The sequence below is a fragment of the Burkholderia sp. AU6039 genome, from assembly GCF_002223365.1.
In the GTDB taxonomy this organism is placed as follows: Bacteria; Pseudomonadota; Gammaproteobacteria; order Burkholderiales; family Burkholderiaceae; genus Burkholderia.
Map to the genome: position 1 here is coordinate 887,637 of NZ_NKFK01000005.1, position 19,799 is coordinate 907,435.

At 69.0% G+C, this 19,799-nt stretch carries 19 protein-coding genes; 7 read left to right on the forward strand and 12 right to left on the reverse strand.

The annotated features are described in order from the left end of the window. Positions 1-88 precede the first annotated feature (88 nt). Positions 89-1,324: an MFS transporter gene (locus tag CFB39_RS21815; RefSeq protein ID WP_089474403.1), complete on the reverse strand. Its 1,236-nt coding sequence runs from the start codon at positions 1,322-1,324 to the stop codon at positions 89-91. A gap of 154 nt (positions 1,325-1,478) precedes the next feature. On the opposite strand from CFB39_RS21815, the gene CFB39_RS21820 reads away from it, so the two are divergent. Further along, the gene (locus CFB39_RS21820) at positions 1,479-1,931 is read left to right on the forward strand and encodes a helix-turn-helix domain-containing protein (protein WP_179257717.1); all 453 of its coding nucleotides are present in this window, start codon (positions 1,479-1,481) and stop codon (positions 1,929-1,931) included. Between the two features lie 27 nt (positions 1,932-1,958). Here CFB39_RS21820 and CFB39_RS21825 read toward each other — a convergent pair whose 3' ends face one another. The 3 genes from CFB39_RS21825 to CFB39_RS21835 all read right to left on the reverse strand — a co-directional run bounded on the left by CFB39_RS21825 (position 1,959) and on the right by CFB39_RS21835 (position 4,738). Next, the gene (locus CFB39_RS21825) at positions 1,959-3,398 is read right to left on the reverse strand and encodes an MFS transporter (protein ID WP_089474405.1); all 1,440 of its coding nucleotides are present in this window, start codon (positions 3,396-3,398) and stop codon (positions 1,959-1,961) included. A gap of 189 nt (positions 3,399-3,587) precedes the next feature. Further along, positions 3,588-4,361, reverse strand: a complete 774-nt coding sequence (locus CFB39_RS21830) for an AraC family transcriptional regulator (protein WP_089474406.1) — start codon at positions 4,359-4,361, stop codon at positions 3,588-3,590. A 35-nt stretch (positions 4,362-4,396) separates the two neighbouring features. Next, positions 4,397-4,738 (reverse strand): FKBP-type peptidyl-prolyl cis-trans isomerase, encoded by a 342-nt coding sequence (locus tag CFB39_RS21835; protein ID WP_089474407.1) that lies wholly within the window; start codon positions 4,736-4,738, stop codon positions 4,397-4,399. 581 nt (positions 4,739-5,319) lie between these two features. On the opposite strand from CFB39_RS21835, the gene CFB39_RS21840 reads away from it, so the two are divergent. Together CFB39_RS21840 and CFB39_RS21845 are read left to right on the forward strand one after the other, a co-directional pair. Beyond that, entirely contained in the window at positions 5,320-6,237 is a 918-nt protein-coding gene (locus tag CFB39_RS21840) for a metal-dependent hydrolase (RefSeq protein ID WP_089475628.1), read from the forward strand. Between the two features lie 450 nt (positions 6,238-6,687). Then, entirely contained in the window at positions 6,688-8,169 is a 1,482-nt protein-coding gene (locus tag CFB39_RS21845; protein ID WP_089474408.1) for a sigma-54 dependent transcriptional regulator, read from the forward strand. A gap of 28 nt (positions 8,170-8,197) precedes the next feature. Here CFB39_RS21845 and CFB39_RS21850 read toward each other — a convergent pair whose 3' ends face one another. After that, positions 8,198-8,584, reverse strand: coding sequence for a GtrA family protein (locus CFB39_RS21850; protein ID WP_089474409.1), 387 nt, complete (start codon positions 8,582-8,584; stop codon positions 8,198-8,200). Positions 8,585-9,687: 1,103 nt separating this feature from the next. Then, the gene (locus CFB39_RS21860) at positions 9,688-10,470 is read right to left on the reverse strand and encodes an ABC transporter substrate-binding protein (RefSeq protein ID WP_089474410.1); all 783 of its coding nucleotides are present in this window, start codon (positions 10,468-10,470) and stop codon (positions 9,688-9,690) included. A 234-nt stretch (positions 10,471-10,704) separates the two neighbouring features. On the opposite strand from CFB39_RS21860, the gene CFB39_RS21865 reads away from it, so the two are divergent. Both CFB39_RS21865 and CFB39_RS21870 read left to right on the forward strand, forming a co-directional pair. After that, complete coding sequence (locus CFB39_RS21865) at positions 10,705-11,124, forward strand: MbcA/ParS/Xre antitoxin family protein (protein ID WP_089474411.1); 420 nt, start codon at positions 10,705-10,707, stop codon at positions 11,122-11,124. A gap of 2 nt (positions 11,125-11,126) precedes the next feature. Further along, positions 11,127-11,822, forward strand: coding sequence for an RES family NAD+ phosphorylase (locus tag CFB39_RS21870; protein WP_089428028.1), 696 nt, complete (start codon positions 11,127-11,129; stop codon positions 11,820-11,822). Positions 11,823-11,866: 44 nt separating this feature from the next. On the opposite strand, the gene CFB39_RS21875 is transcribed toward CFB39_RS21870, so the two are convergent. Continuing rightward, positions 11,867-12,598: a metallophosphoesterase gene (locus CFB39_RS21875; RefSeq protein WP_089474412.1), complete on the reverse strand. Its 732-nt coding sequence runs from the start codon at positions 12,596-12,598 to the stop codon at positions 11,867-11,869. Between the two features lie 139 nt (positions 12,599-12,737). On the opposite strand from CFB39_RS21875, the gene CFB39_RS21880 reads away from it, so the two are divergent. Beyond that, positions 12,738-13,391 (forward strand): DUF1345 domain-containing protein, encoded by a 654-nt coding sequence (locus CFB39_RS21880; RefSeq protein ID WP_089475629.1) that lies wholly within the window; start codon positions 12,738-12,740, stop codon positions 13,389-13,391. A gap of 24 nt (positions 13,392-13,415) precedes the next feature. Here the strand turns inward: CFB39_RS21880 and CFB39_RS21885 are convergent, their stop codons facing one another. Then, positions 13,416-14,084 carry a glutathione S-transferase gene (locus CFB39_RS21885; RefSeq protein ID WP_089474413.1) on the reverse strand — a complete coding sequence of 223 codons (669 nt, stop codon included), beginning with the start codon at positions 14,082-14,084 and terminating at the stop codon, positions 13,416-13,418. Between the two features lie 153 nt (positions 14,085-14,237). Further along, a complete protein-coding gene (locus CFB39_RS21890; protein WP_089474414.1) occupies positions 14,238-14,945 on the reverse strand; it encodes a class I SAM-dependent methyltransferase in 708 nt (235 codons plus the stop codon). 309 nt (positions 14,946-15,254) lie between these two features. Here CFB39_RS21890 and CFB39_RS21895 point away from each other — a divergent pair, with 309 nt between their 5' ends. After that, positions 15,255-16,907 (forward strand): DUF3459 domain-containing protein, encoded by a 1,653-nt coding sequence (locus tag CFB39_RS21895; RefSeq protein ID WP_089475630.1) that lies wholly within the window; start codon positions 15,255-15,257, stop codon positions 16,905-16,907. 72 nt (positions 16,908-16,979) lie between these two features. On the opposite strand, the gene CFB39_RS21900 is transcribed toward CFB39_RS21895, so the two are convergent. The 3 genes from CFB39_RS21900 to CFB39_RS21910 all read right to left on the reverse strand — a co-directional run bounded on the left by CFB39_RS21900 (position 16,980) and on the right by CFB39_RS21910 (position 19,786). Next, positions 16,980-17,564 carry a thiamine phosphate synthase gene (locus tag CFB39_RS21900; protein WP_089474415.1) on the reverse strand — a complete coding sequence of 195 codons (585 nt, stop codon included), beginning with the start codon at positions 17,562-17,564 and terminating at the stop codon, positions 16,980-16,982. Between the two features lie 22 nt (positions 17,565-17,586). Next, positions 17,587-18,930, reverse strand: coding sequence for a hemolysin family protein (locus CFB39_RS21905; RefSeq protein ID WP_089428023.1), 1,344 nt, complete (start codon positions 18,928-18,930; stop codon positions 17,587-17,589). 76 nt (positions 18,931-19,006) lie between these two features. Continuing rightward, positions 19,007-19,786, reverse strand: coding sequence for a sensor histidine kinase KdpD (locus tag CFB39_RS21910; protein WP_089474416.1), 780 nt, complete (start codon positions 19,784-19,786; stop codon positions 19,007-19,009). Between the last annotated feature and the right edge of the window lie 13 nt (positions 19,787-19,799).

The window sequence follows — 19,799 nt, forward strand, 5'->3', positions numbered from 1 at the left end:
GCGCGCGTGCGTGGCCGGTTCGCGTGCCGACCGCCCGTAGCGGGCGGGCCGGCCTTCTTCTCCCTTCGATACTCGGCGCCGGCACGCGTCACGCGCGCCTGAGCGTGGCGGCCCACACGCCAAGCGCCGCCACGCTCACGACCGCGCCGAGCACGCAGACGCCCGTCCATCCGGCGCGCGCATACATCATCGTCGACGCAATCGCGCCGAGCCCGCTGCCGGCCGAATAGAACAGCATGTAGCAGCCGACGAGGCGCGCATGCGCATCGGGCCGCGCGCCGAGAATCATGCTCTGGTTGACGACGTGGACGGCCTGCCCGCCGACGTCGAGCAGCACGATGCCGACGATCAGCCATCCAATCGACGTCGCGCCGAACGCGAGCGGCAGCCACGAGCACGCGAGCAGTGCGAGCGCGGCGCCGGTCGTTGCTTCGCCGCGCCCGCGATCCGCGAGCCGGCCCGCGCGGACGGCCGCTGCCGCGCCCAGTGCGCCGACGAGGCCGAATGCGCCGATCTGCGTATGCGACATCGCGTGCGGCGGCGCGCTCAGCGGCAGCACCAGCGCGCTCCAGAATATGCTGAAGGCCGCGAACATCAGCAGCGCGATCGCGCCACGCACGCGCAGCACGCGTTCATCGCGCAGCAGCGACACCATCGATCGCAGCAGCGCCGCGTAGCCGATGCGCTCGCGCGGGCCGTTCTCGTCCGGCAATAGCCGCGACAGCACGACGAGCATCGCGATCGCGAGCGCGCCCGACACCAGATAGACGGCCCGCCAGCCCGCGATGTCGGTGACGACTCCGGCCAGCGAGCGCGCGGCCAGCAACCCGACCACGACGCCGCCCTGCGCGGCGCCCACCACGCGCCCGCGTTCGCCGGCGCCCGCGAGCGCGGCCGAGCACGCGATCAGCCCTTGCGTCATCGCGGTGCCGAGCAGCCCGACCGCGACCATCCCGGCCAGCAGCGCGACGCGCGTCGACGAGGCGGCGACCCCGATGCAGGCCGCCGTCAGCAGCAGAAGCTGCACGGTGATCAGGCGCTTGCGGTTCAGCAGGTCGCCGAGCGGCACGACGAACAGCAGCGCGAGCCCACAGCCGAGCTGCGTCGCGGTGATCACGCCGCCGACGGCCGCCTGCGACACGCCGAAATCCCGCGCGATCGAATCGAGCAGCGGCTGCGCATAGTAGACGTTCGCGACACTGGCCGCGCAGCAAACGGCCAGCAACGCGACGCGCGCCGCGGACAGGCGGCCACCGTCGGCCGGATGCGCGGCATGTGTCGGCGCGGTCGATGCAACGGTGCCGGATTGACAGGAAGACTCCATCGGTTCCCTCGTGCAAAGTAGTTGCAAATTGAAACTGGTATGGAGTGTAGGAAAAGTAGTTTTAAAATGCAACCTGTTGGGCGGCGGGCGAGCGGTCCGCGCACGGATGGCCGGTGTTGCCGCGAAGGCGGCCGGCAAGATTGCGGAGAGGAACATGGCCAGGCAGAAAAGTCTTGCGGATTCGCCGTGCCCGGTGGCGCGGGCGACCGATATCGTCGGCGATCGCTGGGCGTTGCTGATCGTGCGCGATGCGTTCGACGGCGTGCGCCGGTTCGGCGATTTCCGCGCGAGCCTCGGCGTCGCGAGCAACATCCTGTCCGACCGGCTGAAGATGCTGGTGGACGCCGGCGTGTTCGACGTCGTGCCGGCATCCGACGGCACCGCGTATCAGGAGTACGTGCTGACCAAGAAGGGCGAAGGGCTGTTTCCGGTGATCGTGATGTTGCGGCAGTGGGGCGAGGCGAACCTGTTCGCGCGCGGCGAGCCGCATTCGGTGCTGGTCGACCGCAGCACGGGGCGTACGATCCGCAAGCTCGCGCTGCGGCATGACGACGGCCGGCCTTTGAAGGCGGCCGAGACGGTCGTGAGGAAGGTCGGCGACGCGTGACCGCACCCGTTGTTCAATCGGCCGCCGTCACGACCTGACGACCTGACGCGTGGACGACGCGCCGCGATGCGCATCGGGCCGCACCCGCGTCGCGAGCAGCGCGGCGGTGATGAGCAGCGCGACCGACACGGCCGTTTCGATCCGCAACCCGTCCACGACCTGCGCCGCGCCGCCACCGCCGGCGAGCGCGCCGAACGCAGCCACGCCCATCGCGCCGCCGGCCTGCCGCGCGGTATTCAGCACGGCCGACGCGATGCCGGCCCGTTCGGGCGCGACCGACGCGAGCACGGCGGTCGTCATCGCCGGCACCGCGAAGCCCATGCCCGTCGGAATCAGCAGGAACGGCACGAGCAGGGCGGCCAGCGGTGTCGACGCGCCGATGAAATGCAGTGACCCGTAGCCGAGCGCGGCGACGAGCGCGCCCGCCAGCATCGGCGCCCGCGGGCCGTGACGCGCCACGACGCGCCCGCTGGCGAGGTTCGACAGCAGGAAGCCGCCGGTCAGCGGCAGGAACGCAAGGCCCGCCTGCAACGCCGTTTCGCCGCGTGCGCGCTGCAGGTACAGCGCGAGCACGAACACGGTGCCGTAGTACGTGAGGTTCACGCAGATCCCGAACAGCACGGCCGTGCTGAAGGTGCGATGGCGGAACAGCGACAGCGGCAGCATCGGCGTGGCCGTGCGCGCTTCAACCACGACGAACGCGAGCGCGGCGACGGCGGCCACCGCGAAGCCGCCGGCGACGACCGGATGCGTGAAGCCGAGCGGCCGCCATTCGATCACGGCGCCGGTCAGCGCGGTCAGCATCGCGATCGCGATGAACTGGCCGCGCAGGTCGAGTGCGCGGATGGAACGGGAGGGCGCGGCCGGCGCCGCCGCACGGCGCGCGGGGATCCATGCAAACGCAGCCGCCAGCCCGGCCGCACACAGCGGCAGGTTCACGAGGAAGATGCCGCGCCAGCCCCATGCCGCGATCAGCACGCCGCCCACCACCGGGCCCGCCGCGATCGAAATCGAGCCGGCCGCCGTCCACCCGCCCACGGCGCGCGCCCGCAGGCGCGGGTCGTGCCGACACGCGTCGTTGAGCAGCGCGAGCGAATTGGGCAGCATCGCCGCGGCGCCGACGCCCTGCAGCGCGCGCGCCGCGATCAGCATCGCGGGCGCGTTCGCGGCGCCGCACGCGAGCGACGCCAGCGCGAACAGCACGAGGCCGGCGATGTACAGGCGCCGCGCGCCGAAGCGGTCGCCGAGTGCGCCGCCCGACAGCATCAGTACCGCGAACGCGAGCGTGTACGCATCGACGACCCACTGCAGGCCGGCGACCGGCAAATGCAGGTCACCGGCGAGATGCGCGAGCGCGATATTGACGATCGTCACGTCGAGTTGCGTCACGACGAAACCGGTGCTGACGGTCGCGACGACGCGGGCGAGCGCGGGCGGGAAGGCGGGCGTGGGGGCGGTCGGATCCATGCGTCAATCGTAGGCGCGACGGACATGCAATGTTTCAGCGGAACGTGAAGCGTCGAAACGCCAGAGGCGAAGCAGGGGGCGCGAAGCGGGAACAGACAGGCTGCGGCCCGGCCGGCGCGAACGCGATGTGCCGAAGAAGCGTGCCGCTACGTGCCGGGATGCGCGCTCAGCGCGGGCCAGCGGCTGCGTTCAATGCCGCTCGCCGCGCCAGCGTCCCGGTGCCACGCCGAAGCGCTTCGTGAACGCATGGGTGAACGTGCTTTGATCCGCGAAGCCGACCCTCCCGGCGATATCGACGAGCGGATACCGGCCGTCCGCGAGCAGGATCACGGCCGCGTCGAGCCTGAGCCGCTGCAGGTAGCGATGCGGCGTTTCGCCGAACGCGTCGACGAACAGTTGATGAAAGCGGCGCATTCCGTAGCCGCAGTGCGCGGCGAGATCGGCGATGCGCAGCGGCTCCTCGAGCCGTGCGCGCAGCCAGCGGTCGATGCGTGCGAAATCGAGGCCCGAGGCGGGCGCGGCGATGGCGCGTTCGTCGAGCAGCGCGCCGCACAGCCGCGCGGCGGCCTGCCACTGGAAACGGTGCGCGGCCGCGTGCCGCGCGTCGTCGGCGGGGGCGTCGAGTTGCGCGGCGGCGGCCGCGATCTGCGCGACCAGCGACGTCAGTGCCGGATCGATCGCCACGGCGCGCGCGCTGTCGAACAGCCGCTGCGGCACCGCGAGCGACGCGAGGGGAAGATTGAGCACGAGCTGGCGGTTTTCGCCGAGGCCCGCGTAATCGTGGCGCGCGCCGGCCGGAACCAGCCACGCGCCGTGCCGGTCGAGCCGCTGGCTGACGCCGTCCACCGCCATCACCATCGCCCCGTCGATGCCGAGCACGATCTGGTGAAAGTCGTGCACGTCCGACGCTTCGAGCGTGTCGTAGCGTTGCAGTGCGATGGTGGGGGACGAAAGGTGTGCCATGGGGCAGCGCGTCAGTCGGCGGCTCGCGCGCGGTGTCAGATGTCGAGCAGTTCGACTTCGAACACGAGCGTGGCATTCGGCGGAATCACGCCGCCTGCGCCGCGCGGGCCGTAGCCGAGGTGCGGCGGGATCGTCAGGCGACGCACGCCGCCGACTTTCATGCCCTGCACGCCTTCGTCCCAGCCCTTGATGACCATGCCGCCGCCGAGCACGAACGCGAACGGGTCGTTGCGATCCTTGCTCGAGTCGAATTTCTGACCGTCGGTCAGCCAGCCCGTGTAGTGGACGCTGACGGTCTGGCCGGCTTGCGCTACGTCGCCGGTGCCTTCGGTCAGGTCTTCGTATTTGAGGCCCGATTCGGTCGTGATGACAGACATGACTTCTCCTGAAAAAGGATGGGTAAAACCGCTATTGTAGGCGAGCGCGCAGCGGGCCGCCGCTCGTGGCTGTCGGCCGCTCGCACGTATGTCGCGGGCGGCGCCGGGCCGCAGTGGCCGTGATCGTCCGAAGCGCAAATGGAACGCGCGTTTGAATTTTTCGCGCGCCTCGCGACCGCGGTTGCACCGTGCGAGTGCGACGCGTGTATGAATCGGTGCTACCAGGGCGCGCCGCGGCGTACCGTGTGGCATTGCCGATTTCCGTGAAACGCCCGCCGAATGGAGCTTTCAGGCCGCCGACGTGACACGGCATGGCGCTGCGCCTATCGCTCGCGAGCCACCGCGCGCGTTCGAATCCCGCCCCGTCTGCACGCTGTTCGAGCGCCGTTTTCTCCGCCTTTTCGACCGCGCCCTGTTTGGAAGCGCGCATCTACCGCGTAGCTTGCGTGCGCCGCCGCGGGCGGCCTATCTTTACAGCTGTCGATGTCAAGATTTTGGCGGTGCGCGACGCGCCGCCCGGGCCTGCGCCGGCTGCGTCGGACGACGCGCCGGGCCGCTCCGGAACCAGGAGAACGATGAACATGAAGTCAGCCGCTTCCGCCACCGCAGCCGGGATCATGCCGGTGCGCCGCGACCTGCGCTTCGACCTGCCGGTCGAACGCGCGAAGGACTGGCATGGCCTCGGGTCGCACGTGACCCATTTCTTCAACGCGCTGTCGCTGCTGTTTCCGGCCGGCGAGCGTTTCTTCATGGATTCGGTGCGCAACTACCGTGACCGGATCGACGATCCCGTGCTGAAGCAGCAGGTGCTCGGCTTCATCGGCCAGGAGGCGATGCACACGCGCGAGCACATCGAGTACAACGAGCTGATGCAGGCGAACCACCTGCCCGCTCGCAAGCTCGACAAGCGCGTCTGGACGGTGCTCGGCTACATGAAGCGCAAGCTGCCGCATTCGGTGCAGCTCGCGCACACGGTCGCGGCGGAGCACTACACGGCGATGCTCGCCGACTGGCTGCTGCGCGACCCGACGCGCCTCGACGGCTCGGTCGAGGGCTACCGCCAGATGTGGATCTGGCACGCGCTCGAGGAAACCGAGCACAAGGCCGTGTCGTTCGACGTCTGGAACACCGCGATGGAACCGGGGCTGCGTCGTTACCTGATCCGCATCGGCGTGTATCTGCTGACGACGTTGACGTTCTGGCCGACCGTATTCCTGATGCATGCGACGCTGCTGTGGCGCGATCGCGGCGCCGGCCATCACGTGCGCGGCATGCTGCGGATGATCGCGTTCCTGTACGGGCCGCGCCGGGGGCTGTTCCCGCGCATCGCCGGCGAATGGCTGAGCTTCTTCCGGCCGGGCTTCCATCCGTGGGATCACGACAATCACCACCATCTGGCGCGGGTCGACGCGCTCGCCGCCGCCTACGGCGAACAGGGCGGCGCACCGGCCGGCCGTGGCCGCGCCAACGCGCCGGCGTCGCTCGCATCGGGCCGCTGAGACCGCCGCTGCGCCGGCAGGCGCGGCATCGGGCCGCGCATGTTGCGTTCGTGCATCAACCGTCTTCTTCTGACGATTGACCGAAATCAATTCGAACCGGCTGCGCGGACGCCCTGAGGGCCCGTCGACCGGTAGTGCACGCATGCGCGGGCGAGCCGATCCGGCGCGCGCGGCATCGCCCGGGAACGCCATGCGCCAGCACCGGCGCGGCTTTGCGCGCCGCGCAGCCGCCCGTTCAGGGGTCCCGCCGCGTACGCCACCGGGATAACACCCATCTAGCCGCGCACCGGCCGCATCGATATACCGTTCATGACAATGTCCACCTCACGCGCGATTCCTGCACGGGGGGATTTTATTCGGACGGAAATGCGGCCAATATGTCGGTTCGATCGAGGTCCGTCGCGCGTGACGGCGAGCCGGCGCGATACCAACGCCAAGCGGGGAACAACGATGGTTGCTAGGTCACCTGACGCAAACGGGCATGCGGTGCCCGAGATGTCGCATGTGTCCGTCACCGCGCCCGAGGACGGACGCAAGCTGTTCGTGATCATGCGCTCGCCCGATGAGCCGTTGCTTGCGCAACTGCGCGGGCTCGGCTGGGAAATCGCCGTCGCGAAGACGGCCGGCGCCGCGCAGAACATGACCTCCGGCGTGAGCGTCGCCGCTGGTCTGGTCGATTTCACCGGGTTCACGTCGCGCGACTATCCCGCGCTGAAGGCGTGCCTGAGCCAGCCGTCGATCGGCTGGATTTCCATCGCGCAGGCCGGCATCACGATCAGCCCCGCGGTGCGCGAACTGATCCGCAGCTATTGCTTCGATTACGTGACCCTTCCGTTGCCCTACGAATGGATTTCGCACGTGCTCGGCCATGCGCGCGGGATGGCCGCGCTCGATCGCGTCGATGGCGCGGCCTACGCGGCGTCGATCGGCGAACACGGGATGATCGGCAACTGCGAGGCGATGCAGCAGCTGTTCAGCACGATCCGCAAGGTCGCGAAGACCGACGCGAGCGTGTTCATCTCCGGCGAGTCGGGCACCGGCAAGGAGCTGACCGCGCTCGCGATTCACGAGCGCTCCGGCCGCGGCAAGGGCCCGTTCGTCGCGATCAATTGCGGCGCGATTCCGCATCACCTGCTGCAGTCGGAACTGTTCGGCTACGAGCGCGGCGCGTTCACCGGCGCGAACCAGCGGCGCGCGGGCCGGATCGAATCGGCGAACGGCGGCACGCTGTTTCTCGACGAAATCGGCGACATGCCGGTCGAAAGCCAGGCGAGCCTGCTGCGCTTCCTGCAGGAAGGGAAGATCGAGCGGCTCGGCGGGCAGGAATCGATTCCGGTCGACGTACGGATCATCTCGGCCACCCACGTCGATCTCGACGGCGCGGTCGAGGCCGGGCGCTTCCGCGCGGACCTTTATCACCGTCTGTGCGTGCTGCGTATCCACGAGCCGCCGCTGCGCGCGCGCGGCAAGGATATCGACATCCTCGCGCACTACGTGCTGCAGAAATTCAAGTCCGACAGCGGCCGCAAGATCAGCGGCTTCACGTCGGCCGCGCTCGACGCGATGCGCCGCTATGAATGGCCGGGCAACGTGCGCGAGCTGATCAACCGCGTGCGGCGCGCGATCGTGATGGCCGAAAGCCGGCTGCTGACGCCGCACGATCTCGGGCTCGAGACGCCGGGCGAAACCGAACCCGTGACGCTCGAACAGGCGCGGGCGCTCGCCGAGCGCACCGCGATCGAGAATGCGCTGCTGCGCAACGATCACCGCATCAACAAGGCCGCGGCCGAACTCGGCATTTCACGCGTGACGCTCTACCGGATGATGATCGAGCACGGGCTGAACGATCACGACAACAACGGCGGGAACGGCGACAACGGCGGGCACGACGGCGCGCCGTCCGGCGACGCGGGGCATCAGCGGGTCGGCTGAGCGGCGCATGCGTGACGCGTGAGCCGGTTCAGCGATAGGTCCAGAGCCGGTGCAGCACGAACGTGACCGGCGGCACGCACAGCACGACCGCGACGATGCTCCACGCGCGGGCGAGGCCGAGCGTCTCGGTGCCGTGCGCCAGCAGCATCGTCATGCCGAGTCCGGCCAGCGCGACGGCGAGAAAGCGCACGAAGTTGCCCCACGTCACCGGTGACGAAAAACTCCACAGCGTGTTGGCGAGATACGAGAACGCGGTCGAGCACGCGAACGCGACCGCGTTCGCGCTCACCGGCGTCGCGTCGAACAGCGCGAACATCGCGGCCGCGATCAGCGCATGCAGCGCGGTCGAGCCGACGCCCGACACCCCGAAGCGAATCAGCCTGGCGCGTTCGGCGGTATAGAGGGTGCGGATCATCGGGTGCGGTCGTTCGGGTGATGGGGCGGCGTGGTGAAGTACGTCACGCGCCGGCGAAGGGCGCCGGCGCAAACATGACCCGCGCCGGTTTCGCAGTATAGCGATGCCGCCGGCCGATGGATGCGCGGACAACCTGCGGCTCCCGTGCCGCCTGCGCCATGTAAAGCGCATGAAACATTTTCGCCTCGACGGTCACGCAAATTGGCGCGGGAAATCGGGGTGAACGGCTGGCGCCCGTCGGTAAAAATGTCGCGCTGCATTGTTCAGCCTTATCCGGCAAGGCAGCGCTGCGACGCGGCCAGCGCAGGCCGCGCGCCGCGTGTTTCAGTTTCGTAACTTCCCGCCTTCCGCACCCGTTCCGGCCACCATGCTGCCCGGTCAATCGCTTGTCCGGACAGGCTCGCGCGACGCTGGCCCGCTCCTTGCGACAGTGAGCATGCGAAAGTCGATGATGCACGGTCCGTCCGGTTCGGCAGCGAACGCTGTCAGTACCGGCCAGGACAGAGTCCGCGGGGATGCGGCGACGGCGCGCGGCACGACAGCTGCGTTCCGGCGAGCACGGAGTGTCGTCGCCTGATCGTCGGGGCACCGGTCGAGTCCGGTTGCCGGAACAACCATCAGATTGATACGGGGAAGAAAAATGATCGATCGCCACACGCCGCGGCCGGCAGGCCGCGATCGCAGTGATTCGGAGCATCGTCGGTCGAACGTCGTTCTTGCAGCCGGCCGGCATGCATCGACAGGCCATCTCTCCGCGCCCGGTGCGAGGCGGATCCGGTTGATTGCCGGTCATCCGCGCCGGGTCGGCACTTTCCTGCACGCGAACCCGATTCGCAAGGGCATGTGCACACGGGCGCCGGTACCTCGACGCCCGGTCTTCGCCTACTGACTGAAGCCGCACGATACCCGTTCGCGCGAGGCATCGTCCCCGCGGACGATCAATCTGCAATCCGAATGAAATGCGAAGCGTCGTGCGATGTGTGCGACGGGTGAAGCATTCGATGCGACGGCAAACGGTGTTACGCCGGTGCCGTCCGGTGGTGAGGGGAGGGGCGGTCGGACGCGCGCGACGGGTGTGGCGCCCGTACGCGCGCGACGCCGTTTCAGCCGCCGTAGATGTCGAAGTCGAAGTACTTGGACGCGAGCCGCTTGTAGGTGCCGTCCTTGACCATCTCGAGGATGGCGCCGTCGATCTTCGCCTTCAGGTCGGTGTCCTCCTTGCGCAGCCCGATGCCGGCGCCGATGCCGAGCACCTTCTCGTCGACGAGCTCCGGGCCGACGAACGTGTAGTTCGCGCCGCGCGGCGATTTCAGGAACCCGATGGCCGCCTGCACTTCATCCTGCAGTGCCGCGTCGAGGCGGCCCGAGGTCAGGTCGGCGTACACGCCGTCCTGGTTCTGGTACGACACGACGTTCGCGCCTTGCTTGCCCCAGTACGCCTTCGCATACGTTTCCTGCGTCGTGCCCTGTTCCACGCCGATCGATTTGCCCTTCAGCGATTCGGCCGTCGGCAGCAGCGGCGAGCCCTTCTTCACGACGAGCCGCGTCGGCTGGTTGTAGATCTTCGTCGTGAAGCCGATCTGCTGCGCGCGCTGCGGCGTAATCGACATCGACGACAGCACCGCGTCGAACTTCTTCGCCTTCAGCGCCGGAATCATCCCGTCGAAATCGTTCTCGAGCCACACGCACTTCGCCTTCAGGCGCGCGCAGATCTCGTTGCCGAGGTCGATGTCGAAGCCGACGAGCTTGCCGTCGGGCGCCTTCGACTCGAACGGCGCGTAGCTGGCATCGGTGCCGAAGCGGATCGTGGTCCAGTCCTTCGCGACGGCGGGGCCTGCGGATACCGCGAGCAGGGCGATCGAAACAGCGGCAATCAGTCTCTTCATGGTGCGTTCCTTGGCGGGGTGCTTCCGGTTTCTGTGCGACACGGTTTCACGGATACGAACCGCGTCTGTGCGCGGTGTCCGCACGGCCATTAACGCAGAAAATAAAATCAGAGTCCAGAATGGACAAAAAATATCGTTTTGTCGGATGGGCGGATCGATCGGCGGGTCTCGACCCTTGCAAAAATACGAAAATGGACTAATCTTGTTAGTAAATTCGTTTCGAGACTAACGATCATGTCACGGCCCGCTTGTGAATCGCACTCCGCCTCGCCGCAGGCCTCGGTCGCGCAGATGTCGGCGGCCGGCCTGCGCGCGTTTTTCAACATCGCGCGCGACTGGGAACTGACGATCGACGAGCAGATCGTGCTGCTCGGGTCGCCCGGCCGCTCGACGTTCTTCAAGTGGAAGGCCACGCCGGAATCGGCGCGGCTGCCGCGCGATACGCTCGAACGGCTATCGCTGTTGCTCGGCATCTACAAGGCGCTGCAGATCCTGCTGCCGCAGCCGGCCGCGGCCGATGCGTGGGTCAAGCGGCCGAACGACGCGGCGCCGTTCGGCGGCAAGCGCGCACTCGACCGGATGCTCGCCGGCAACGTCGGCGATCTGGTCGCCGTCCGGCAATATCTCGACGCGATGCGAGGTGGCTGGGCGTGACCATGCCGATCCAAGCACAACAATGGCCCACGACCGCGGTCGACTGGGCGCCAGCCTATCGCGTGATCCCCACCCGTTTCCCGGCGATCAACCTGTTCGACCGCGTAGCCTCGGCGGACGATTTCGACGCGCTTTACGCACTCGAATCGCTGACCAACGACCGCATCCGCAACGAAGTCGGCACACTCGACCTCGTGCCGCCCGCCGAGCGCCGCTACGGGCAGGGCTGGGGGCCGATCATGGCCGCGTTCACGCACCTGAATCCGCAGGGCAGCCGCTTTTCCGACGGCAGCTACGGCGTGTTCTACTGCGCGCGTTCGCGCGACACGGCGATCGCCGAAACGCGGTATCACAGCGCGTTGTTCCTGGAAGCGACCAAGGAGCCGCCGATGCGCCAGCAAATGCGGCTCTATACGGTGATCGCGCAGGGCGACGTGGCCGACATCCGCACGTGGCCGAAACGCGATCCGGCGCTGCTGCATCCGCTCGATTACAGCGCCGGGCAGGCGCTCGGCCGCGCGGTGCGCAATGCGGGCGGTGCAGGGATCGTCTATCCGTCGGTGCGCGACCCGCGCGGCGAGTGCCTGGCGGCGTTCCGCACCGCGCTGCTGCGCGACTGCCATCACGCGGCCTACCTCGAATACAACTGGAACGGCTCGGCCGTCGATGCGGTATTCGAACTGAACCAGGTCGGCTAGGGGCCGCTCGCGCGCGTCAGCACCGATCAGCACCTATCGGCGCCTCAAGGCAGCGGCCAGTCGCCCGCATGGCGTTCGCGTGCCTCGGCCTGCGTCATCGACCAGGTGCGCCCGGTGCGCGGCTCGGCGAGCGTGAGCCGCCCGGCCGGAGCGAACGCGCCCGTGTCGATGAACCACTGCGCGCCGATCCGCTGCGGCGCGCGCACCGGCGTGTGCCCGGTGCAGGTCAGCGACAGCCCGGCCTGCCGCGCCGGATCGGCGAGCCCCTGGACGAGATCGCGGCCCCAGATCAGCCGCTCGCGCACGTCGTGCGCATAGCTGCCCGTGTCGAGATCGGCGTCCGAGCCGAAGAATTCCGCATGCAGCACGTTGAAGCGCCCGGGGCCGTCGCCGATCACCCGCACCAGCGGCAGCGCGTCGACGCGCGCCGCATGCGCGTGCAGCCGTTCCGGCGGCAGGTCGGCACCCCAGTCGCCGCCGATCCCGCGCCACGCGTCGGGCGATAGCTTGCCGCGCGCCACGAGGCTCAGCACTTCCTCGTGATTGCCGCGCACGACGTGGCACCACGGGCGGTCGAGCAGGTCGAGCGTGGCTTCGGAGGCAGGGCCGCGGTCGACGAGGTCGCCGACCGAGAACAGGCGGTCGCGGGCCGGATCGAAGCGGATGTCGTGCAGCAGCGCGCGCAGCACATCCACGCAGCCGTGCAGGTCGCCGACGACGAAGTCGCGGCCGACCGTGTTCGCCGGATGGCGGCAGAGGGGGGCGGTGGCAGTCATCCCAATATCTTAGGCGCTCGCGCCCCCATCGCCACGTCACGATGGAATGACGATAATCGGGGCAATACCCGCCGGTGCGGCGCGGCGGTATGTCCCGCGCGCCGGCCGAACCCTTTCCATTTGCTTTCGGAATCACATGATGACGCTTTATCCGCAGGTATTACGCAACCGGCCGCGCATGGTCGCGGCATTCGTCGCCGGCGCGCTGTGCGCGGTGCTGCTGCCGTTTTCGCTGCGTCCGACCGCGCGTGCGCTGATCGGCTGGGATTGCGCGATCTGGCTGTATCTCGTGCTGATGTGGGTGCGCATGGTCACCGCGCACCATCACCAGGTGCGCGAAATCGCGATCCGCGAGGATGAAAACGCGACGACCGTGCTGACCGTCGTGTGCCTTGCGACCGTCGCGAGCGTCGCCGCGATCGCGATCGAACTCGCGACCGTCAAGAGCGTCGGCTTCAGCGCGGGGCTCAGCCATTACGCAATCACGGGCGCGACGCTGTTCGGCGCGTGGTTCCTGATCCCGACGATCTTCACGCTGCACTATGCGCGGCTCTATTACGGCTCGCCGAGCAACGATCGCGCGCTGCGCTTTCCGGACAAGAGCCCCGAACCCGATTACTGGGATTTCCTGTATTTCGCGTTCACGCTCGCGGTCGCGTCGCAGACGGCCGACGTGTCGCTGGCGAACCGTTCCGCGCGGCGCTCGGTGCTCGCGCAGTCGATCCTGTCGTTCTACTTCAACATGGCCGTGCTCGGGCTGTCGATCAACGTCGCGGCGGGCCTGCTGAGCTGACGCAGGCCAGGGTGAATCGCAGCGTCACTTGAGCAGGTCGTACGGGCCGCCGCGCTCCAGCGCCCGCTGGTACGCGGGCCGCGCGTGGATCGCGTCGAGGAAACGCGCGATCGCCGGATAGCGGCTGCCGCCCCCGCGGGCGGTCGCGGCTTCGAGCGGAAAGCTCATCTGGATGTCGGCTGCGCTGAAACCGTCGCCGACGAACCAGCCGGTGCGGCCCAACGTGTCGTCGACATGCCCGAGATGCAGGGCGATCTGCGGATCGACGAAGTTCGACTGCAGCGTGTCGGCGATCTTGCGCGCGATCGGCCGTGCGAAGAACGGCATCGGCGCGTGCGCGATTCGCAGCGCGACGAGCTTGAGCAGCAGCGGCGGCATCGCCGACCCTTCCGCGTAGTGCAGCCAGTGCGTGTAGTCGTGCCGCGCCGGCGTGCCGGGCGGCGGCGCGAGGCGCCCGTTGCCGTAGCGTTCGACCAGGTATTCGATGATCGCGCCCGATTCGGCGTACGTGCGGCCGTCGTCGGTGACGACCGGCGACTTGCCGAGCGGATGGATCGCGCGCAACGCGGGCGGCGCCAGCATCGTCTTCGGATCGCGCGCGTAGCGCACGATCTCGTACGGCACATCCAGTTCTTCGAGCAGCCAGAGCACGCGCTGCGAGCGCGAGTTGTTCAGGTGATGGACGGTGAGCATGTCGACGCCGGGAGTGAGGGCGGGAACGACATCATACCCAGCGCGGAGGGCGCATACGCGAAACGCGTTGCGCGCCGTGACGAACGGCGCCTAGCCGGCCGCGCCTAGTCGGCCGCGTCTGGCCGACCGCGCTTGGCCGGCCACCCCGCTCCATCACGCGAGCCGCACCGCGATCCACGCACTCCAGAACAGGCTCGCGAAGAAGCGCAGCGGCGCATCGAAGCCCGCATCGCTCAGCAGGCCGAACACGGCGTCCTCGGACGCGGGCGGATCGGCGCCCTGCAGGATCTTCGCGAGTTGCGCGCGCACCGCTTCGGGCGTCGCGCCTTTCATGCGCCAGCGCTGCTGCCACGCGTCGAGCAGGCGAGGGTGGTCCGCGTAGCGGCGATGGTTGCCGGCGAGCACGAGCGGCGCGCCGGGTTTCAGGCGCCGCGCGATCGCATGCAGCAGCGCCGCCTTCGCTTCGTCGCCGGGGACGTGGTGCAGCACGCCGATCAGCGTCGCGCCGTCGAACGCGGGCGTGTCGGGCAACGCATCGACACCGTCTTCGACGAACGCCGTGCGTGCGCCGAAACCCGCGGCTTCGACGTTCGAGCGCGCGAGCGCGAGCATCGGCGCGGACGGGTCGACGGCCGTGAACTGCCAGCCCGGCTCGAGCGCGGCCGCCACGCAGATTTCCTGCCCGGTGCCGCCCGCGCCCGCGACGAGGATCCGCGCGTCGGGCGCCGCGATCGCCGACGCGAGCATGCACGCGGTGAGTTCGTGGCAGGCATCGTAGCCGGCGAGCGCGATGCGGGATTGCTCGGCGTATTCGTGCGCGCGTGCCGGATCGAATTTGGCGGCGCTGGCGGGAAGCGACATGGCGGGTTCCTCGGGTCGGGCGCGGACGTCGTGTCCGCGAGCATGGCGCAGAGCGTAAGCGTGCGCGGCCGGTGCAACAAGGCGAGCAGCCATTCCGGTATGACTGCTACCCGACTCGTCGGGACCGGCAGGATTGCGGGTTTTCCCGGGGTCGATTCGTATTTAAAAATGTCCGGATGCGATGCATCGCGGTAGCGAATCCGGCGCATACTCGGTTCTCTCCCCTCGCCTGGCCGTCGCATGCCGGGCCCCGATGCGCCGCGCCCCGCTGGCGCGGCCATGCCGCTCGGCACGCACGAGGAGCGCATGATGTCCGATTGTCCGCACGATCCGTATGCGCAGCACTACATTCACTGCTTGCCGTTCGGCGCCCAGCCCTGTGGCGCGCTGTGCGCGACGCCGCGCACGCATTTTCGCGTGTGGGCGCCGGGCAGCACGCAGGTCCAGCTCGAACTCGATACCGGCTTCGGCCCGTTGCTCGTCCCGATGACGGCGGCCGGCACGAACTGGTTCGAAGTCTTTGCCGATTGCGGTGCGGGTGCGCTTTATCGCTATCGCCTCGACGATGCGGTATCGATTCCCGATCCCGCGTCGCGCTCGCAACCCGAAGGGCTCAACGGCCCGAGCGAGGTCATCGACCCGCGCGCGTTCACGTGGCGCAACACGTTCTGGCACGGGCGCGCATGGGAAGACATCGCGCTCTATGCGATTCGCCCGCACGCGGTGGGCGGCTTCGACGGCGTGCGCCGGCGCCTGCCGCAACTCGCGCGGCTCGGCGTGACCGCGCTGGAGCTGCTCGCGTCGCCGCACGACAGCCTGCCGTTCGCGCCGCTCGCGGCCGAAGGCGGCCCCGACGCGCTGAAGGCGCTGATCGACGACGCGCACGGCTACGGTCTCGCGGTGCTGCTGGAACTCGATTACGCGCGCTTCGGCAGCGGCACCGAGGCGCTGCGCCACTACGCGGCGCCGTTCTTCCATACGCGTGACGATCCGCTCCAGGCGCCGCCGCTCGCGCTCGATCATCCGGAAGTCTGCGATTTCTTCTGCGACAACGCGCTGTACTGGATCGACGAGTACCGTTGCGACGGGCTGCGCCTGCGCGAGGCCGACCGGATCGGCGTGTCGTGGCTGCGCGAGATCGCGGATCGCGTGCGCGCGGCCGTGCCGGCCGACCGGCTGATCCATCTCGTCCTCGGCAGCGAACGGCATCCGGCGCATCTAGCCGATACCCATTTCGATGCACAGTGGAACGGCTGCGGCGAACGCGCGCTGCACCGGCTGACGGGGCGCGATGTGTCGGCCCACGAAGGCATTTCCACGCACCAGTCGATCCACACGCTCGCCCGCGCGCTGACCGCGGCCGGAGCCGCATTCCAGCCGGCCGGGTCGGGGGAAGGCATGGCCGCCGACAGCGGGCTGTCGTTGACGTCGCTGGTGCTGTCCGATGGCGCGTGGCGCGACTGCGGGCAGGGCGACCACGGGCAGGCGGCCGGTCTGGCCGCACTGGCGCTGTCGCTGCTCACGCCGCAGATCCCGTTGATCTTCGACGAAACCGCGCGCGATGTCGATCGCGCGCATTTCGTGCAGTCGGCGCTCGCGGTGCGCGCGAAGCTGATCGCGCCGCGATTGTCCGATTGCCGGCCGCAGGAGGCGCGAGCGCTGAAGTCGGACGGCGACGGCGATGCCGACGCGCTGCTCGCATCATGGCGGCTCGCCGACGACGAGACGCTGACGATCGCGTTGAACCTGTCGCCCGACGCGGTGCCGTTCGATGCACCGAGCGGGCGGGTCGTGTTCGAGACGCCGGCGCGTGCGCGCGACCGGGTCGATGAAGGCGTGTTGCCGCCGTATGCGCTCGTCGCGTGGCTGACGGGTGACGTCAACCGGTATGCGCTCACGCACGATGCGCGTCGCATCGATGACGGCGCCTGGCGCGGCATGCGTCCGAACCTGAACGCATGACGACGTGAGCGGGTAAGCGTTTGAGCGGCCGGGCGCATCTGCGCCCGGCTGCACCGCAGGGCAATCTCCGAACTACCAGAACCCGCGAATGCCTGCGATGCCGTAGGCGCCGTGGCGGCGTGCATCGTCGAGGTGGGTACGTGTCATGCCGCCGAGCGCGAAGACGGGCATGGCGGCCTCGGCGGCCAGCGCGCCGAACCGTGTCCAGCCGAGCGTCGGCGCACCGGGATGGCTGAGCGTCGGCAACACGGGCGACAGCGTGACGAAATCCGCACCGGCGCGCGCGGCCAGCCGCAGGTCGTCGCGCGTGTGACAGGCGGCGGACACCCATCTTCCGGCCGGCAACGGCCGCTGCGTGGCGGCGCGCAACGCGGTGCCGTCGAGATGCCAGCCGGCGCCGTCGAGCCGCATCACGCCGGCCGCATCGATCGGCCCGTTCAGCATCAGATGCGCGCCGGCTGCGTCGCAGCGCGCGAGCGCTTCGGCGGCGAGTCGCGCGAACGCGGTTGCGTCGAGCGATTTCACGCGTAGTTGCACGAGCGTCTCGCCGCGCGCGAGCACGGCCGACAGCCGGTCGAGGAACGCCGCGCAATCGGCCGCCGACGCGGACGCCGGCTCCGGCGTGATCACGCAGCAGCGCGGCAGCGTGGCGTTCATCGCGTGCGGCGCAGCGCGGCCGTCATTCGTCGGCCTCTTTCGAGATCTTCGGGTAGACGCGCACGAGCACGATACGCGGCCCGTTCATCTTCTTCACGACGACGTCGAAGCGGTCGAACGACACGCGCTGCCCTTCGGTCGGCAGGTCGCTGAGCGCCTGGATCACGAGGCCGCCGACCGATTCCGCGCGGCCTTCGTCGATGTCGATGCCGAGCGCCTGCTCGAGCGACACGACGGGCAGGCTGCCCTTGCCCATCAGCGTGCCGTCGTCGAGGCGGCTCCAGTCGGCGTCGCCCTGGCGGAACTCGTCGTGGATCTGGCCGACCAGCGCGCCGAGCAGGTTGTCGAGCGTCAGGAAGCCGATCGGCTTCTCGCCCTTGTTGCCGACCAGCGCGAAGTGCGGCGCGCCCTTGCGGAAGCGGCGGAACAGGTCGAGCGCCGGCGTGTCGGGCCTCACGTACTGCACGGGGCGGACGTAGTCCGACAGGTCTTCCAGCGCTGCACCCGCGTGACGCGCGAGCAGCAGGTCCTTCAGGTGGATCAGCCCGCTCACCTGTTCGCGCGACGCATCCTCGAACAGCGGATAGCGGCTGAAGCGGTGCCGCGCGACGATCTCCATGTTGTCGGGCAGCGGCAGGTCGCGGCGCAGGCCGATCATTTCATGGGCCGGCCGCATCAGGTCCGACACGGTCATCGACGAAAAGTCGAGCGAATGCGCGAGCGTGTTCCACTCGTCGTTGCTGTACGTGCCGCGCGCCGGCTGGGCCGGATTGCCGGCCGTGCTGCGGCGGCTGCGCAGGATCAGCTTCAGCTCGTCGGTCGAGTAGTGGGCGTCGCTGCCGTGGTCGGCCGAGAGCCCCGCGAGCCGCAGCACCGCGTTGGCGCTGTTGTTGAGCACCCAGATCGCCGGATACATCGCCCAGTAGAACGCATAGAGCGGCAGCGCGACCCACAGGCCGACCTTCTCCGGCTGGCGGATCGCCATCGATTTCGGCGCCAGCTCGCCGACGACGATGTGCAGGAACGAGATCAGCGAGAACGCGAACACCAGCGAGATCAGGTGCACGACGCGTTCGGATTCCACGCCGATCAGGTCGAGCAGCGGGCCGAGCAGTTGCGCGAAGGCCGGTTCGCCGACCCAGCCGAGGCCGAGCGACGCAAGCGTGATGCCGAGCTGGCACGCGGAAAGATACGCATCGAGCCGGCCGTGCACGATGCCGAGGATGCGGCCGCGCAGGCCGTGCTTGCGGGCCAGTGTCTTGACGCGCGTGGCGCGCAGTTTGACGAGGCCGAATTCGGCCGCGACGAAGAACCCGTTCAGGGCCACCAGGAACAACGCGCCGATGAGCGCGAAGATCTGTAACAAAGAAGCACTCCGGTTATGACAGGCCCGTCAGTATAGAGCCAGAAAGGAATTTGTAATGTGTCGGGCGGCCGATTGCTTACACCGGCGCCTCACCGGGGACGGAGAGCGTGATGGTGGCCGTGGCGCCGTCGACGAACGCGTCGTGCGCGAACGTGCCGCCGTGTGCGAGCGCGACGCGCTGGCAAAGCGCGAGCGTCCAGGCGACGCGCTTGGCGTCGCGCTCGCGCAGCATCTCGCGTCGTGCGAACGATTCGAATGCATGCGGTTGCGCGGGATCGGCGAGCGTGACGGCGTTGACGGTACACGTGGCGCGCGCGGTGAACTGCAGGCCGTCGCGCGCGCACGCAAACGTCACGCGGCTGCCGGCGGCGCTGGCTTCGACCGCGGCGGTGAGCATCGTCCAGAGCGCCTGTGCGATGCGTTCGCGGTCGGCGGTCAGCGACGGTTCGCCGTCCGGCAGCGTCGCGTCGAGCGCGACCTGCCGTGCGTCGGCGAGCGCGAAACGGGCGAGTGCGATCGTGTCGTCGAGCAGCGCGCGCAGCGCGAACGGCTGCGGCTTGACGGCGAGCGTGCGCGTTTCGGCGCGCGGCGCGTCGAGCACGTCGTCGATCAGCGCAACCTGCTGGTCGATGCCCGTGCGGATGCCCGCGAGCGCGCGCTGCAGGTTCGGATCGGCGTTGGCGAGCTGGCGTTCGAGCACGTACGCCCAGCTATGCATCGCGTTCAGCGGGCTGCGCAGGTCGTGCGACGCGGTGGAGAGCGCCTGGTCGCGCAGGAACAGCGCCGCCTGGGTGGCGTAATGCGCTGCGCGTTCGCGCAGCAGGTCGGCGGCGGGATCGACGGTAGTGGACGTCACGGAGCTGGCCTGT